This is a genomic window from Rhodanobacter sp. FW104-R8 (assembly GCF_001617365.1).
Taxonomy (GTDB): domain Bacteria; phylum Pseudomonadota; class Gammaproteobacteria; order Xanthomonadales; family Rhodanobacteraceae; genus Rhodanobacter.
Window position 1 is genome coordinate 1 of sequence record NZ_LVJR01000088.1, and the last position, 15,782, is coordinate 15,782.

The following is a 15,782-nucleotide window of genomic DNA, read 5'->3' on the forward strand; positions in this document are numbered from 1 at the left end:
CATCATGCGCGCACTGTTCCTTCAATCCGCATGCAACGCGTTGATTGAACGAGAAGATTCGTGGGGAAACCTCAGGGCCGGAGGGAATTAAACCGAATTAATTTCCTCCGGCCCCTTCGGGGCCACCCTTGTGCCACGGCAAGTCGGATATTTCACGCAACCCCAAAAATGATCTTTGGTTTGTCGATTCGACCGCTGGACCATATCAGCGCCGCACTTCGGACAGATTGGATTCGACGAAGGCGCCGGGTCTGGTTTGGTCGTAACGTCAGGTCTGATTGTTGCCTTCGTCGTTTTGGCTGACGTCGGAGTCTGACCTTCACGCACCATCGCAAGCAGCGCCTCACCATGGATTAGCTCGATGGGTTTGCCTTGTGCAAAGCGTTGCGCGTCCGCGGTGTAGTCACCCACCGCGACGATCTTCACCGCAGCGGCGCCATGATGCGCCAACAGACCAAACATCTCCCGCACGACCTTGACGTCGACGCGCTGCGTCTTCCACTGTTTGCACTGCACGAGCGTGGTCTTGCCACCCTTGCGCAGGATCAGATCGATGCCGCCATCCGCACCACCAAGCCCGGTTTCCTGGATGGCATAGCCGCGACGACGAAACGCCTCCCCCACCAGCATCTCGAACTGGCGCCAACTCATGGCGCGAAGGCTATCCAGCCCAGTCTGGGTATTCAGGAGGTGTCTGCGCTTGCGTTGGCCCAAGAAAGATATGAGGGCGCCGATCCAGCAAAGAACCAAGACGAACCACGCGAGTGGAGCGTAGGCCCCGGTTGCGGTGAATTTTCCCATGCCTGAAAGATATGGATTGCTGCTCGTGCCGAGAAGCCAGCCGATTCCATAGCGGATGGCGATATAACCGATCAGGCCCAGTACGATGCCGACCGGCCATGGCATCGAGGCAACAACCTCGATCCCGCTTTCCTTGCGTCTGGCCATGTCTCCCCCTGAGTCAATGCCGTCCGCGAACCATAGCGCGAAATTTTGCGGTGGGCGACCAAGGCCGGAAATCAAGGGTCATCGGAACGGGCTCAGGACCGCTTTGATCAGCACTGGGCGCTCAGAACGGATGCTGCCGATAAAACTGCTCGAGCTGCCGATAGACGTCCGGCAAGTGCTCGCGCAAGGTTGCCGGCGCCTCGAAAAATTGCTCACTGGCCACCGCAAAGAACTCGGCCGGGCTTTCCAGGGCATACGGGTCGATCGGCAAGTCGGCCCCGTTGCGTTGTTCCTCCTGCAGGCGGTCCCACGCGCTCGAGAAGACCCGCGACCACACGCGGCGATCCATGCGCCGGTGCAGTGGCGGAAAGCCGTTGGCGTCGCCGTTGAGCATGTCCAGCTTGTGGGCCATTTCGTGGATGACCACGTTGTGCCCCGGTTTCTTCCCGCTGTTCAGCACGTCCGCCCACGACAGGATCACCGGCCCGCGCCCCCATGCCTCGCCGGCCATCACGCTGTGGGTCTGGTGCACCACGCCCGCGGCATCGATTTGTGGGCGGCGTGGGATGAACGCGTCCGGGTACACGATGACGCTGTGCCAACCGTCGTACCAATCCATGCCCAGTTTCAGGATGGGCACGCAGGCATGCGCCGCGAGCAGGACGCGGTCGGCGTCGTCCAGATGCAAGCCCTGGGTCGGCTCCAGCGACTTGCCCTCCAGGAACAGCGTGGCCAGCACGCGCAGCGTGGCCTGGTCGGAAGCGCCCAGCCGGCGCGCTGCGGTACAGCGCTGCAGCGCATCGCGCCAGAGCGATTCGGCGATCGGGTGGCGGGCGATAGTGCGCCGTACGCGCCAGTTTCTGATTTTGTCGAACATGGCCACATGCTGGAAGGAGTCGTAGGATCAAGAGCATCAGGGCCGAAGTGCGCTTTCTCAAGAATGAAGAGTACGGGTCAGGGTGCACTTCGGGGGCACTATCTCAGGATCGCCGGGTTTTGCGGGGACGTATGCGCCACTGCACCAGACAGGCTACGCAGAGTTCCTGTCTACGTAAGCGCCTTCCTGAGTAGCGTCTCATAGAGCTGAAGCCGTAGCCTTACGCTGATCTGCAACACGCTCAGCCAGTAGCCCAAGACCATTACAAAGATCAAAAAGATTTCCACCCAACTGGGGTGCGGCGGCCAGTGCATGTCCTTGAATTGCAGGTAGAGCGCAATGACGATGGGAAGTGCACCGAGCTTTTCGATGCTGCCGGTGAGCATGGGAAGCTTCTCTTTCATCCGCTCGTTGCGATAGCCGACGAATTCGCTCAGCGTTTCGCGTTGGTCGAGCGGGAAGGTTCGTAACCACTCGACCAGTGCCAGATGATGAGGCAAGTCGAAATCCAGCTCCTCGGCAAAATCACGACGCTTGCTGGCAAACGTTGGCCACTTCTTCGGTTTCTGGGAGATCGCAGCGATGGCGACGCCGGCGATTTCCACAGCCAGGCCGATCGAGGCGAGCACAACGGTGTAGATCTCGTTGCTTGGGAGTAGATTGCCGTACTCCCAGGCAGTCAGCGCGCACTTTCCTGGCGACGCTGTGGTCGTCGATCAGCCCTGTTCGAACGATCCCGTCCGCACCTCGCCCTCGCGGACGTAGCGGTTGACCAGCGCGCCGGTGGGCGTGGTCCTCGATGTTTCGAGCCGGAAGGCCGCCGCCTGCGCGCGCTCGTCGAACAGGCGCTTGCCGCGGCCGAGCAGGATCGGGCAGACCAGCAGGAGCAGCTCGTCGACGAGGTCCGTGGCCAACAGCTGGTGCACCAGTTCGCTGCTGCCCTGGGTGACCAGGTCGGGGCCGTCGCTGCGCTTGAGCCCGCGCACCGTGGCGACGATGTCCGGCCCCAGGGCATGGCTGTGCTGCCACCCGAGCGTGTCGGGATGGTGGGTGGCGACGTGCTTGGCGGTGCCGTTGAACAGGTCGGCGATGCCCCGCTGCGGCGCATCCGCCGGCACGTGCGGCCAGTACGCGGCGAAGATGTCGTAGGTGCGGCGCCCGAGCAGAAGCTCGAACGGGCGGGTGAACACGCCGCCCATTTCTTCTTCGGAGTCGTCGGCATAGGGCCAGTACCAGCCGCCGTGGACGAAGGTGCCGCTGCTGTCTTCCTCCGGGCCGCCAGGCGCCTGCATGACGCCGTCGAGGCTGATGAACGCGGGAACGATGAGCTTGCGCATGTCGGGTCTCCAGTGTGGGTCGAGGGGGCTGCCTGTGTTCCCGACGATCGGGATGCCGAGAAATCGACGCAAGGTGCCGCCATTCTGCCGTTCGCCGTCAACGGGGGCCGCGCTGCCGTTGCTGGACCCGGCGCTGGGGGAATGAAATATCACTGGCCCGGGGCCGGTCGGGCACTCGCCTCTCGCCCAGCCCGCCGGGAAAAGATATCGGGGCCAATGCCCGGACACCCCCGCTACGATATGGACGGCGGGTAACGCCGCAACATGCAAGCTCCGCATCGGCCCTCTCCGCTGCCCGGGGGAGGGACTGCCGACATTTCCCCCGCGGTATCCTGCTTACCCGTTGGCTCTGCAAGTCTTGCGTGGAGGTTTCGAGCATGGCGTTTCGGTCGGTCTTTATTGTCGCCTTCATGCTTCCCGCCGGCGTTGCCGGCCCGCTGCATGCCACCGGCCAGGCCGCGGCTTCCGCCCCTGCCCCCGCAGTGCCCGTCGCCATCAATCCGCTCTATACCATGCCGCCGGCATCGGTCACTGCCGAGGATGTCGCGTCGATGCAGCAGCAACTGCTGGACTGGCCGCAGCTAGGCCGCTACCGCGATGACAATGCGCAGTTGCCGGCGCCGGCGCCCGGCGAGGCGCGCGTGGTGTTTTTCGGGGACTCCATCACCGATGCATGGGGGCGCGCCGAGGGCACCCGCTTTTTCCCCGGCAAGCCGTACGTCAACCGCGGCATCTCGGGGCAGACCACGGCGCAGATGCTGCTGCGTTTCCGGCAGGACGTGCTCGCGCTTCGTCCCGCGGCGGTGGTCATGCTCGCCGGCACCAACGACCTCGCGGGCAATACGGGCCTTGCCACGTTGCCGATGATCGAGGACAACTTCCGCTCCATGACGGAACTGGCGCAGGCCAACCACATCCGGGTCATTCTCGCTTCCGTGCTGCCGGTCAGCGACTATCCGTGGCATCCGGGCCTGCAGCCGGCCGGCAAGGTCCGCGCGCTCAATGCGTGGCTCAAGTCCTATGCTGCGTCGAGTGGCGCCACCTGGCTCGACTACTACAGCGCGCTGACCAACGCGCAGGGCGGCATGGATGCCCGCCTGGCCGGCGACGGCGTACACCCGACGCCCGCGGGTTACGCGATCATGGCGCCGCTGGCCCAGCAGGCCATCGAACGGGCGCTGGCGAAGTAGCGCCGGTGCCCCGGCGGTGGCCCCTCGCGCGGTTGCGCGCTGCCGCCTTCCCGGCGACGGCCTGCCGGTGTGGTACCGCGCTGGGATGATCTGCACCGGCGAGACATGCAAGAACGCCGTGAAGATGATCTTCGCCAAGGGTGCCTCGCTGGGCGACCCCGGGGGCCTCTTCAACGCCAGCCTCGAAGGCAACACCCGGCGCGCCATCGATCCGCATGAAGGCGACGCCATCGACGGGAAGGCGTCGAAGGCGCTGCGCGCCACGATGGCGCTGAACGAGCCATCGTCAGGCCAGGGGCCAGTCGGCGGGCGAACGGTGACGCCATCCGGTTGCACGAAGGGCTCGCGGTGATAAGTTGGCGGCCTCTTCGTCCACACCGCTGGAGTCCAACATGCCCCGTGCCTTTTCCGCTGCGTTGCCGGCGGCCGCGCTTCGCAAGTTTTCGCGTCTCGCCTTCGCCGTATCGCTGGCGCTCGCCGCCGGTGCCGTGGGCGCGCAGCAGGTGCGAACGGGTGACGTGCCGCCGCCGCAGGACACGCCGTATCCCGGCACGGTGGCGCTCCATGTCGATGCCCGCGACACCGCGCAGGGCATTTTCCGCGTGCACGAGTCGATCCCGGTCAAGGCCGGCGCGCTGACGCTGCTCTACCCGCAGTGGATTCCCGGCGACCACTCGCCGACCGGCCCGATCGCCATGCTCGCCGGCCTCGAGCTCAGCGCCGGCGGCAAGCCGCTGACGTGGACGCGCGACAAGTACGACGTGTACGCGTTCCACCTCGACGTGCCTGCGGGCGTCGCCAGCATCGACGCGGAGTTCCAGTACCTGTCGCCCCGCGACGGCGGGTTCGAGATCACCGACCGCATGATGGACATGGAATGGAGCAAGGTGGCGCTGTATCCGGCCGGCCATTTTACGCGCGGCATCACCTTCGCGCCCAGCGTGACGCTTGCGCATGGCTGGCAGTTCGGCACCGCGCTGGAGACGGGCTCGCAGTCGGGCGACACCGTCACCTTCAAGCCGGTGACCTTCAACAACCTGGTCGATTCGCCGGTCTACGCCGGCCAGTACTTCAAGCGCGTCGACCTCACGCCGCCCGGCGGGGCGCCCGTGCACCTGGACATCGTCGCCGACGCGCCGAAGTACCTGGAGATGACGCCCGAGCAGCTGAAGGTGCATCGCGCGCTGGCGGTGCAGGCGACCACGCTGTTCGGTTCGCACCATTACGACCACTACGACTTCCTGTTCTCGCTGTCCGACCAGTTGGGCGGCAACGGCACGGAACACCACCAGTCCAGCGAGGACGGCCTCGGCGCCGACTACTTCACCGCCTGGAACGACGCCGCGCCCGGCCGCGACCTGCTGGCGCACGAATACACCCATTCGTGGAACGGCAAGTTCCGCCGCCCGGCCGATTTGTGGACGCCCAACTTCAACGTGCCGATGGGCGATTCGCTGCTGTGGGTGTACGAGGGGCAGACGCAGTATTGGGGCTTCGTGCTCACCGCGCGCTCGGGCATGTGGTCGCCGCAGGAGTTCCGCGACGCGCTGGCGATGGTGGCGGCCAACTACGAGCGCAACCGCGCGGGTTTCGGCTGGCGCACGCTCGAGGACACCACCAACGACCCCACCGTGGCCCGCCGCTCGGGCCTGCCGTACCGCAGCTGGCAGATGAGCGAGGAGTACTACAGCGCCGGGCAGATGATGTGGCTGTCGGTGGACGCGAAGATCCGCGCGCTGACGCACGACCGCAAGTCGCTGGACGATTTCGCCCGCGCGTTCTTCGGCGTCGACAACGGCAGCTACGTCACGAAGACCTACGCCTTCGACGACGTGGTGGCGGCGCTGGACGGCGTGGCGAAGTACGACTGGGCCGGCTTCCTGCGCGCGCGCGTCGACGCGATCGGTCCCCCGCTGCTCGACGGCCTCGAAGGCACCGGCTGGAAGCTGGTCTATACCGACAAGGAGAGCGCCTACGAGAAGCAGTACAACAGCCGCCCCGAGCCGTCGCGCCACCTGTACAACTTCGCCTGGTCGATCGGCCTGACGATGGCGGACAAGGGGCGGATCAACGACGTGCGCTGGAACGGGCCGGCGTTCAAGGCCGGCGTCAGCACCGGCGCCGCCATCGTCGCGGTGAACGGCCAGGACTACAGCGACGACGTGTTGAAGAATGCGATCACCGCGGCCAAGACGGACAAGGCGCCGATCCAGCTGCTGCTGAAGTACCAGGGCGGCTACCGCACGGTGCCGGTGGATTACCACGGCGGCCTGCAATACCCGCACCTGGTGCGCGTGGCGGGGACGCCCGACTACCTGAGCGAGATCGTCGCCGCGCGCAAGTGAGCCCGGCGGCCGTGGAGACCGCTGGATTGCCGGCTGCTATCCGCGGTTCCCCGGTCCGGGAAATGAGGGGGCGAGGCCGGATGTGCTGGAATGGCGGGCGTGCGCGCTCCCGCGCAGCGTTGCCGTTCCACCGGGTGGCCGGCGCCGCTCCCATCCGCCTGGAGGTCGAGCATGCCTCACCGCGTTGATCACCCCGACGGCGCGCCTTCCGCGCCGGACGACCGCCATCCATCGCCGGCCGGCGGCGACGAGCCGCGTGGTGCCTCGGCGGTGGGCTTGCACGACGCCAGGCTCAGCGGCTGGTACCGGGAAGACAGCGCGGAGCTGTTCCGCGGCGTCCCGATCGGTGCGGACGACGTGGTGGTCGATGTCGGCTGCGGCGCCGGGGTCAACAGCGTGTTCTGCGCGCGCCACGGCGCGCGGGTGGTCGCGATCGATCGCGAGGCGCAACTGGTCTACGAGGTGCGGGCCCGGCTGGCCGCGGCGGGCACGGGCGCGCATACCAGCGTGGTCAGCGATGCGAATCCGCTGCCGCTGGAGGATGGCATGGCCACGCGGGTGATCTGCACCGAAGTGCTGCAGCTCGTGGACGATCCGCGACAGGTCCTCGCCGAATTGTTCCGCGTCGGCGCCCCGGGCGCGCTGTACCTGCTGAGCGTGCCCGGTGCGCTGCAGGAGGACCTGCAGCAGCGCGTGTTGCCGCCGGAGTACCGCGAGCAGCCCGGCGGCCACCTGCGCATCATCGGCCGCGACGAGTTTGCGCAGATGGCGGGCGACGCCGGCCTGGTCGTGGTGGAGCACATCCCGTACGGATTCTTCTGGTCGATCTGGTGGGCGCTGTTCTGGGCCTGCAAGGTGGAGCTGTACGATCCCGCCCACCCGGTGCTGGATCACTGGACCGCGGCCTGGCGTGCATTGTTGGAGATGCCGCAGGGGCGGCAGCTCAAGCAGCAGCTCGACCAGTTCATGCCGATCAGCCAGGTCATCGTCGCGCGCAAGCCCGGATGAAAGCGGGCGGTCAGTCGCGATGCCCCGGGGCGGCAAGCCCCGCCCGCTCGATGGCCGCCGCGCCCTTTGCGGCCAGACCCGGGCGCGTCTCCGGCATGGTCAGGAACACGGGCAGCACGGCCAGGGCGACCGCGGCGATCATGGCGCCGGGCAGGGCGGTCCATCCGGTCAGCCGGACGAAAAGCTCGGCGAGGAAGGGCGTCAGGCCGCCGAAGATCGCGGTGGCGACCGTCACGCCCAGTGCCAGGCCGCTGAGCCGGCCCTCGCCGGGGAACTGCTCGGCGGTCGCCGGGGCGCCCACCGCACTCACGCCGCCGGCGAGGCAGGCCAGCACGATCGCGCCGGCAGCGATGCGCAGCTCGCCGCCACCGGCCATCAGGCTGAACATCGACAGCGGCAGCAGCATGCCGGCGACGCCCAGCCCGATCAGCACCGGCTTGCGTCCGACCCGGTCGGAGAGCGTGCCCGCCAGCGGCGTGACCAGGATGACCGCCACCGCGGCAACGGTCGCCAGCCAGAGCGAGCGGCCTTCGGCGAGGCTGCCCGACGAGCTGAGGAACGCCGGCACATAGGTGATGCCGACGTAATAGGTGATCGAGCCCAGCGCCGAAATGGCAAAGGTCCGCAGCAGCGCAGGCCGATGCCGGGCCAGCACGTGGCGGAGCGGGGACTCGGGCACGGTGCGCTGCTTCAGCTGACGCAGGAAATCCGGCGATTCGTCCATGGTGGAGCGGGCGATCCAGACGCAGCCGGCCAGTGCCGCTCCCACCAGGAACGGAATGCGCCAGCCCCAGGCGTCGAGGCGGGCGGTGCTCATCGCGCCGACCACCAGGGCGGCGATCGCCACCGCCAACAGCGCGCCGACCTCGCTGGCGGCGGCTGCCAGCGAGGTGACCAGGCCGCGCCGGTCCGCGCGTGCCCCTTCCAGCAGGTAGGCGACCACGCCCGTGTATTCGCCGCCGACCGAGAACGCCATGAAGCAGCGCAGCAGCAACAGCAGTCCGCCCGCCGCCGGCCCGATCGCGGCATGGTCCGGCAACAGCGCCGTCGCCAGCATCGCCAGCGTCATCAGCATCATCGACAGCACCAGCGTGCGCTGCCGCCCGATGCGGTCGCCGATATGGCCGAACGCCATCGCGCCCAGCGGCCGCATGCCGTAGGCAATGGCGAAGCCGGCGAGCGTGGCCAGCAGCGAGCCGTCGCCGCCGCCGAAGAACACCCGCGACAGCACCGTGGCGAAATACAGGTAGAGCGTGAAGTCGTACCACTCCACCACCGTCGACAGCGCCGCGACCACCATGGAGGCGCGCGAGATTTCGGGGGCGCTGGGCTTTTCGGTCGGGGTCATGCCGGCAGGTTACCGGAGGCAAGGCAGGGGGCAGGCAAAATCAGAGTGCGCTTTCCCTCGAATCGCTGCTTTCCGCTGCAAGCGCCTTCTTCGACGGCAGGTCGTGCATCTGCAATCGGCCGGCCTCGCCGCCTTGCGACTGCCAAGGCGTTTGGTGGCAACGAAGGCTCCCATGGCCCGCGCCTCGCCACGGCCAGCCTGAGCCAGGCGATCCCTGAACTGATTTGCATGTTGCGCACGATACATCAGCGAAATGCGGCGTGACGGCAACGTATTCCCCGACTGCCATCGGGAAATGGCGGCAGGCCCGCCGCCCTGCCGTCGATCGGGTATCGTGAGCGTGCGCAACCGCAGACGATGGGGGGTGGCGAACATGGCAATGACCGTCGAAACCCGTTGGCCCGCGCTGCCTTATGAGGCGTGGAAAGACACCTACGCGACCCTGCACATGTGGCTGCAGGTGGTCGGCAAGATCGCGCTGGCGCAGGCGCCGCCGCTCAACCACTGCTGGTCCGTGGCGCTGCGCGTGACGCCGCGGGGGCTGGCGACGCGCTCGCTGCCGCACGGCGCCCGTTCCTTCGTCATCGAGTTCGACTTCATCGACCACCAGCTGGCCGTCCGCGCCTCGGATGGCGAAACGCGGACGCTGGCACTGGCGCCGCGCAGCGTCGCCGATTTCTACCGCGAGTTGATGGCCATCCTGGGTGCGATGCGCCTGCCGGTGAGGATCTGGCCCATAGCCGTCGAGGTCGCCGAGCCGGTCCGGCTCGACCTGGACACGCAGCACCACGCCTACGATCCCGCGTACGCCAACCGCCTGTGGCGCATCCTGGTGCAGGTCGATCGGGTGTTCACCGCTTCGCAGTGCGCGTTCGTCGGCAAGAGCAGCCCCGTCAACTTCTTCTGGGGCAGTTTCGACCTGGCGGTAACGCGCTTCTCTGGTCGCCGCGCGCCGCCGCGCGAGGGGCCGGCGTTCGAGCGCGACGCGTATTCGCACGAGGTCATCAGCCACGGCTTCTGGCCCGGCAGCGGCGCGCTGCTGGAGCCCGCGTTCTATGCGTATGCAGTGCCGGAGCCGCCGGGACTGAAAGAGGCGCGTGTGCAGCCGCAGGCCGCCTATTACCATCGCCAGCTCGGCGAATTCATCCTGCCCTACGAGGCGGTGCGGCAGGCCGATGCGCCCGATGACATGATCCACGCCTTCATCGACAGCACCTACCGGCACGCCGCCGACCTGGCCGGGTGGGACCGCAGCGCGCTCGATCGCCAGGCCGTGGCGTAGGCCGTGGACTGGTACCCCCAGCGTCTGCGTGCACAGCACCTGGCGCTGAACTCGGCGGGCATGAGCCGCAACGGGATCGAGATGGAGACCGGGCAGGGCCGGCAGGACGCCGAAGCGCTGGCGAAGATCGAGGGCCTGCAGATCGTCGGCATGATGACCCATTTTCCGACCGAAGATCGCGCGGACATCCTGCAAGGACTCGACGCCTTCAAGGCGCAGACCGCCTGGCTGTTCGCCCATACCGCATTGCGGCGCGAGGACGTGATCCTGCATGCCGCCCATTCCTACGCCGTCCAGCACATTCCCGAAGCGCACCTGGACATGGTGCGTCCCGGCGGCGCGCTGTACGGCTATGGCGGCACGCCCAAGCCGCCGTTCGCGCACGTGGCGTCCTTCAAGTCGCGGGTGGCATCGGTCCAGGCCTATCCCGCCGGCGACACGGTGAGCTACGACCGCACCTGCGTGCTGAAGCGGGATTCGCTGCTGGCCAACATTCCCGTGGGCTATTCGGACGGCTACCGGCGCGCGTATTCCAACAAGGGCGCGATGCTGATCCGCGGGCAGCGGGCTCCGGTGATGGGCAACGTCACCATGAACACCACGATGGTCGACGTGACCGACATCCCGGGCGTCCAGGCGGGCGACGAGGTCGTGCTGTTCGGCAAGCAGGGCAATGCCGAAATCACCCCGGCCGAGGTCGAGCAGATCACCGGCGTCATCCTGGCCGACCAGTACACGGTCTGGGGCACGTCGAACCCGAAGGTCCTGCGTCGCCGTTGAGCGGACGCGCCCGTGCGTCGGGCCCGTCTTGTCGCCGACCGCCGGCTGCCATGTTTCATGTGGTGCGAAGATCGTGCACTCAACGGATGTCGCGGTGGTCGCGTTTGCCTTTCATGCGTGCCGGCATCAGCGCCCGCAACGACTGGCCGACCGCTGCGCGCAGGCGCGGCTGGTGCATGACCACGCCGCCGAGCAGGCCGACCGCGCAGCCCAGCATGGTATCCATGAAACGCGACTGGATCAGCGCCGCGTGTGAAACCTGCGGGTCGAGCCGGGCGGCCTCGGCCAGCAGGATCGTCAGTGGGGTGATGAACACCGTCGCCAACCCGTAATGGCGCACGACCAGCCACTCCACCGTGAACGACAGCAGCATCAGGATCGGCGCCACGGCCCACGGGCCCAGGGGCAGCGACAGCAGCCCCCACGCCACCAGCATGCCGGCCGCCGTGCCGACGACGCGTTGTAGGTTGCGGTTCCAGACCGCGCGCAGCGTCGTTCCCTGGATCACCGCCATGCAGCTCACCGGCACCCAGTACGGCCGCTCCAGCTGCAGTGCCACCGCGAGCAGCAGCGACAGGCCGACCAGTGCGCCGATCAGCACCGAGTCGAGCACCACATGCTCGAAGGTAGGTTGGGGCAGCGGCTGCACCGGCGTCGGCGCCTGCAGCCGCAGGATGATCAGGCTGTAGCCGAAGGCGATGACGGCCGCCAGCAGCCCGCCAAGGAAGACCAGTCCGACCATCAGCGGCAGTTCGAGAAACGGCACCGGCGAATAGGCACCGATCGCCGCGACCATCACGAAGAACAGGCTGGCCGGCGGCCCCACGCGGTAGTAGCGGCAGGTCATCGTGACCAGCACCGCGATCACCGTGAGCAGCGGCACCGTCGCCACCGCCACGGCGTGGCTCATGATGCCGAGCGCGTAGCACGCCGCGATGCCGAACGCGCAGGCCATCAATCTGGCCATGCGGTGATACATCGGCGTGTCGGGCAGGTACAGGAACGCCAGCCCGCCCAGCGACGAGACCAATCCGTAATCGAGCCGGCCGAAGTACGTGCCCACCAGCACCGGCAAGCCGGTGGCCAGCCCGGCCGCCACCGGCATCTGCCAGCGTCGGCGCGAACGATGGAACGTGGCCAGGTGCTGCCACTCGGTGCGCAGCCGGCGCCCCAGCGCAGCACCTTTGGGCGCCGGGCTCATGGGCCGGCAAACGCCGCGAGCACGCCGACCACGTTGTCGCCGATCCCGGCGACGGCGTAGCCGCCTTCCTGCACCAGCACCGTCGGTAGGCCCAGCGCGGCGATGCGCGCGCCCAGCCGCGGGAAATCCCCCACACCCAGCCGGAACTGGCTGATCGGGTCACCCTCGAAAATGTCCACGCCCAGCGAAACGACCAGCGCCTGCGGGGCGTAGTCGGCAACCAGCCCGAGTGCGCGCTCGAGCGTTTCCGCATAGCGCGCCCAGTCGGTGCCGCGCGGCAGCGGGAAGTTGTGGTTGTAGCCCTCGCCCGCACCGGCGCCGCGTTCATCCGCGTAGCCGAGGTAGAACGGGTACTCGGTGTCCGGATCGCCGTGGATCGAGACGAACAGCACGTCGTCGCGCTCGCGGAAGATGTCCTGGGTGCCATTGCCGTGGTGGTAGTCCACGTCGAGCACCGCGACCCGCGCCAGGCTGGCATCGCGCAGGCGTTGCGCCGCCAGCGCCGCGTTGTTGAGGAAGCAGTAGCCGCCGAACATCGCGCGCCCGGCGTGGTGGCCGGGCGGACGGCACAAGGCATAGGCGCTGCGCTCGCCCGCGGCGACCAGGTCCGCGGCGGTCAGCGCGCAGAACGCCGACGCGCGTGCCGCCTGCCAGGTGCCTTGCACGATCGGACTGCCGGCGTCGAAGGCGTAGTAGCCCAGGCGCGCATGCAGGCCTGCGGGCACGCGGTCGCGGCGCATGCCGCGCGCCGGGAATGCCCCGGGGAGCATGAAGCCGTCGCGGCCTTCCGCCTGCCATTCCGCATACGCCCCGCGCAGGAACGCCAGGTAGTCCGCATCGTGCACGCGAGCAAGCACGGCATCGTCGTACTCGCGCGGCGCTTCCACCGCCCAGCCCGTGCGCGCGATTGCCGCCAGGATATGGTCGACCCGCGCCGGCATCTCGAAGCACGGCACCAGCTCGCCGCGGTGCAGTTCCATGCCGCCGTCATGCAGGGCGTGCAGCGGTGAATGAATCGTCTTCATCGAATCCTCATGGGAAAACGAACCAGGATGCATCGTTCCATAACCGGTGCTGCCAATGACAGCTTCCGGCTCCATCACGATGATGAACGGCGGCGAAGGAGAGTGTTGCGTGAAACGCCTGCAATACAGGCTTCCATCCTGACCGACGCTCAATACCGCATGCGCGCGCTGCATGCGCCGGCGCTAGGATAGGGCGCGGCAGGCCCGCCGCGTCGCCAGGAGTATCCGATGAATCCGCTCACGCAGGCATTAGGGCCGTTGCTCAAGGAGCACCAGCCGGACTGGCTGGCGCTGTACCGCGACATCCACGCGCACCCGGAACTGTCGATGCAGGAAACCCGCACCGCGGGACTGGTGGAACAACGGCTGCGGACGATGGGCTACGACGTGACCAGCGGCGTCGGCATCACCGGCGTGGTCGGGATCCTGCGCAACGGCGACGGCCCCACCGTGATGCTGCGCGCGGACATGGATGCGCTGCCGATGGCCGAGGACACCGGCCTGCCTTACGCCAGTACCGCCACCGCGCGCGATGCGGACGGCAACGAGGTACCGGTGGCGCACAGCTGCGGTCACGACCTGCACGTGACCTGGCTGATCGCCACCGCGCAGGTGCTGGAACCGACCTTCGAGGTCGGTGCGCGCGCGATGCTGGCCGCGGCCTCGGCGTGGCTGTGCAAGCCGGCGTAACGTCGCTGATCCGCCGGCCCGTGCTCAGTCGTTGGTCTTGCGGCCCCTGGGCACGGTAAGGACGATCGAGACGATCGCCGCCGCCACCATCAGCACGTTGAAGCCCAGCGCCACGAAGGCGGCTTCGCGCACCGCCAGGTTGTCCTGGCGGCCGGCGAAGGTGATCACGCCCTCCAGCCAGCGCACGCTGCTGCTGTCGCCCGCCAGCGCGGTGAACACGGCGGCCGAGATGGCCACGCCGAAGGCCGCGCCCAGCGACGAGGCCATCTTGTAGATGCCCGAGCCCGAGCCGCCTTGTGCCGCCGGCAGGTTGGACAGCGCCGCGTCGGTGGACGGCGTGGCGTAGAAGGCCAGGCCCAGGCCGAACAGCGAGTAGCCGATCACCGCCAGGATCGTGTACTGGCCGAGCATCAGTTGCGTGGGCATCAACAGCGCGATCGCCACGCCGGTGATCAGGCAGCCCCAGATCATCGGCTTGCGCGGGCCGAAGCGCTGCAGCAGCTTCTCGCCCACGCGGATGAAGGCGATGATCGCGATCGCGTAACCCAGCGTCAGCATGCCCGCCTGCTGCGCGTTCATGCCGCCGCCCAGCTGCACCAGCTGCAGCGAGACGATCAGCGTGCCGGCGGTGGCATTGATGAGGAAGTTGGAGATCGTGGCGCCGGTATAGGTCGAATTGCCGAACAGGCGAAAATCGAAGAACGCATTGGCCGAGCGGCGTTCGATCACCACGAACAGCACGCCGAACACCAGCGTCGCGGCGATCAGGCCGAGGCTGGCCGGGCTGGTCCAGCCCAGCGTGTTGCCCTGGGTCACGAGCACCTGCAGCGCCAGCATCGCGACCATGAAGACCAGCACCCCGGCCAAGTCGAACGTGTAGTCGCCGTGGGTCTCGGCCTTGTTCTCGGGCGTGCCGCGCATCAGCCACAGGCCGAGCACGCTGACCGCGATCGCCAGCCAGAAGATCGAGCGCCAGCCCAGGTTCTGCGACATCAGTCCGCCGACCAGCGAGCACAGTCCGGCGCCGCCCCACGAACCGATCGACCACATCGACACCGCCCGCTGGCGCGCGGCGCCGTCCCAGTACGCTTTCACCAGCGCCAGGCTGGCCGGCATCACGCAGGCCGCCGACAGCCCCTGCAGCGCGCGCCCCACCAGCAGCACCGGTGCGGCCATCGCACCGGTGGGCGTGATCGCCACCAGCAGCGAGCCGGCGATGCTCAGGTAGAAGCCGATGCGGGTGATCCGCAGCCGCCCGACCCGGTCGGCCAGCCCGCCGAAGACCACGATGAAGATGCCCGAGAACAGCGAAGTCAGCGCCACCGCGATGTTCATGGTGGCCGCATCCAGCCCCAAGTCGCGCTGCATGTCGGGTGCGATGTTGAGCGTGGTCTGGGCGAACAGCCAGAACGCGACCACGCCCATGATGATGCCCAGCAGCAGGCGGTCGTTGCCCTGGAAATGGGCGGGCGGCTGGCCGGGTGCAGGCGCGGCGACAGTGTTCATGCGACCTCCTCGGGCTCAAGTCACTGTACGGCGCCGAAGGTATTACAGGCCGGGGCCGAATGCACTGGCTGGCGTTCAGCCGAACGTATTCAAGAGACGCACGCCTTCACTTGGCGAGACCCGCCCGATAAATCGTCGGAGCGAGGTTGCGGGATTTCGCGATGGCATCCGGCAAGGCAAACAATCGATGCCGTCGGCAGCGGCTTCCGACCGTGCCGGTGCGTTGCGACCGACGAAGAAAGGCG

At 67.7% G+C, this 15,782-nt stretch carries 14 protein-coding genes and 1 pseudogene; 7 read left to right on the forward strand and 8 right to left on the reverse strand.

What is annotated here, in order from left to right; translation table 11 throughout:
* Window positions 1-87 precede the first annotated feature (87 nt).
* The 4 genes from RHOFW104R8_RS12020 to RHOFW104R8_RS12035 form a co-directional block, all read right to left on the reverse strand.
* Entirely contained in the window at window positions 88-948 is an 861-nt protein-coding gene (locus RHOFW104R8_RS12020; RefSeq protein ID WP_068095609.1) for a restriction endonuclease, read from the reverse strand.
* Window positions 949-1,069: 121 nt separating this feature from the next.
* Window positions 1,070-1,825: a zinc-dependent peptidase gene (locus RHOFW104R8_RS12025; protein WP_068095607.1), complete on the reverse strand. Its 756-nt coding sequence runs from the start codon at window positions 1,823-1,825 to the stop codon at window positions 1,070-1,072.
* A gap of 170 nt (window positions 1,826-1,995) precedes the next feature.
* Complete coding sequence (locus RHOFW104R8_RS12030) at window positions 1,996-2,454, reverse strand: hypothetical protein (RefSeq protein ID WP_068095605.1); 459 nt, start codon at window positions 2,452-2,454, stop codon at window positions 1,996-1,998.
* A gap of 87 nt (window positions 2,455-2,541) precedes the next feature.
* A complete protein-coding gene (locus tag RHOFW104R8_RS12035; RefSeq protein ID WP_068095604.1) occupies window positions 2,542-3,162 on the reverse strand; it encodes a dihydrofolate reductase family protein in 621 nt (206 codons plus the stop codon).
* A 377-nt stretch (window positions 3,163-3,539) separates the two neighbouring features.
* Between RHOFW104R8_RS12035 and RHOFW104R8_RS12040 the strand changes: the two genes are divergently transcribed.
* The 4 genes and pseudogenes from RHOFW104R8_RS12040 to RHOFW104R8_RS12055 all read left to right on the forward strand — a co-directional run bounded on the left by RHOFW104R8_RS12040 (window position 3,540) and on the right by RHOFW104R8_RS12055 (window position 7,705).
* Complete coding sequence (locus RHOFW104R8_RS12040; RefSeq protein ID WP_082823610.1) at window positions 3,540-4,352, forward strand: SGNH/GDSL hydrolase family protein; 813 nt, start codon at window positions 3,540-3,542, stop codon at window positions 4,350-4,352.
* 58 nt (window positions 4,353-4,410) lie between these two features.
* Window positions 4,411-4,704 (forward strand): annotated as a pseudogene (locus RHOFW104R8_RS12045) (DUF1801 domain-containing protein); the annotation flags it as partial.
* A 40-nt stretch (window positions 4,705-4,744) separates the two neighbouring features.
* Window positions 4,745-6,697 carry a M61 family metallopeptidase gene (locus tag RHOFW104R8_RS12050; RefSeq protein ID WP_068095600.1) on the forward strand — a complete coding sequence of 651 codons (1,953 nt, stop codon included), beginning with the start codon at window positions 4,745-4,747 and terminating at the stop codon, window positions 6,695-6,697.
* A gap of 171 nt (window positions 6,698-6,868) precedes the next feature.
* On the forward strand, window positions 6,869-7,705 hold the full coding sequence (locus tag RHOFW104R8_RS12055; protein ID WP_082823611.1) for a class I SAM-dependent methyltransferase: 837 nt from the start codon (window positions 6,869-6,871) through the stop codon (window positions 7,703-7,705).
* Window positions 7,706-7,715: 10 nt separating this feature from the next.
* On the opposite strand, the gene RHOFW104R8_RS12060 is transcribed toward RHOFW104R8_RS12055, so the two are convergent.
* Complete coding sequence (locus tag RHOFW104R8_RS12060) at window positions 7,716-9,053, reverse strand: MFS transporter (RefSeq protein WP_068095598.1); 1,338 nt, start codon at window positions 9,051-9,053, stop codon at window positions 7,716-7,718.
* A 373-nt stretch (window positions 9,054-9,426) separates the two neighbouring features.
* Here RHOFW104R8_RS12060 and RHOFW104R8_RS12065 point away from each other — a divergent pair, with 373 nt between their 5' ends.
* On the forward strand, window positions 9,427-10,335 hold the full coding sequence (locus RHOFW104R8_RS12065; protein ID WP_068095596.1) for a DUF5996 family protein: 909 nt from the start codon (window positions 9,427-9,429) through the stop codon (window positions 10,333-10,335).
* 3 nt (window positions 10,336-10,338) lie between these two features.
* Complete coding sequence (locus tag RHOFW104R8_RS12070; RefSeq protein WP_068095595.1) at window positions 10,339-11,115, forward strand: alanine racemase C-terminal domain-containing protein; 777 nt, start codon at window positions 10,339-10,341, stop codon at window positions 11,113-11,115.
* A 79-nt stretch (window positions 11,116-11,194) separates the two neighbouring features.
* Here the strand turns inward: RHOFW104R8_RS12070 and RHOFW104R8_RS12075 are convergent, their stop codons facing one another.
* Together RHOFW104R8_RS12075 and RHOFW104R8_RS12080 are read right to left on the reverse strand one after the other, a co-directional pair.
* Window positions 11,195-12,316 carry an FUSC family protein gene (locus RHOFW104R8_RS12075; RefSeq protein ID WP_068095593.1) on the reverse strand — a complete coding sequence of 374 codons (1,122 nt, stop codon included), beginning with the start codon at window positions 12,314-12,316 and terminating at the stop codon, window positions 11,195-11,197.
* Window positions 12,313-13,341 carry a histone deacetylase family protein gene (locus tag RHOFW104R8_RS12080; RefSeq protein ID WP_068095591.1) on the reverse strand — a complete coding sequence of 343 codons (1,029 nt, stop codon included), beginning with the start codon at window positions 13,339-13,341 and terminating at the stop codon, window positions 12,313-12,315. The genes RHOFW104R8_RS12075 and RHOFW104R8_RS12080 overlap by 4 nt, the downstream gene beginning before the upstream one ends.
* Window positions 13,342-13,569: 228 nt before the next feature.
* Between RHOFW104R8_RS12080 and RHOFW104R8_RS12085 the strand changes: the two genes are divergently transcribed.
* Window positions 13,570-14,031, forward strand: coding sequence for a M20/M25/M40 family metallo-hydrolase (locus RHOFW104R8_RS12085; protein WP_235604429.1), 462 nt, complete (start codon window positions 13,570-13,572; stop codon window positions 14,029-14,031).
* Between the two features lie 24 nt (window positions 14,032-14,055).
* Here RHOFW104R8_RS12085 and RHOFW104R8_RS12090 read toward each other — a convergent pair whose 3' ends face one another.
* The gene (locus RHOFW104R8_RS12090) at window positions 14,056-15,537 is read right to left on the reverse strand and encodes an MFS transporter (protein ID WP_068095587.1); all 1,482 of its coding nucleotides are present in this window, start codon (window positions 15,535-15,537) and stop codon (window positions 14,056-14,058) included.
* Between the last annotated feature and the right edge of the window lie 245 nt (window positions 15,538-15,782).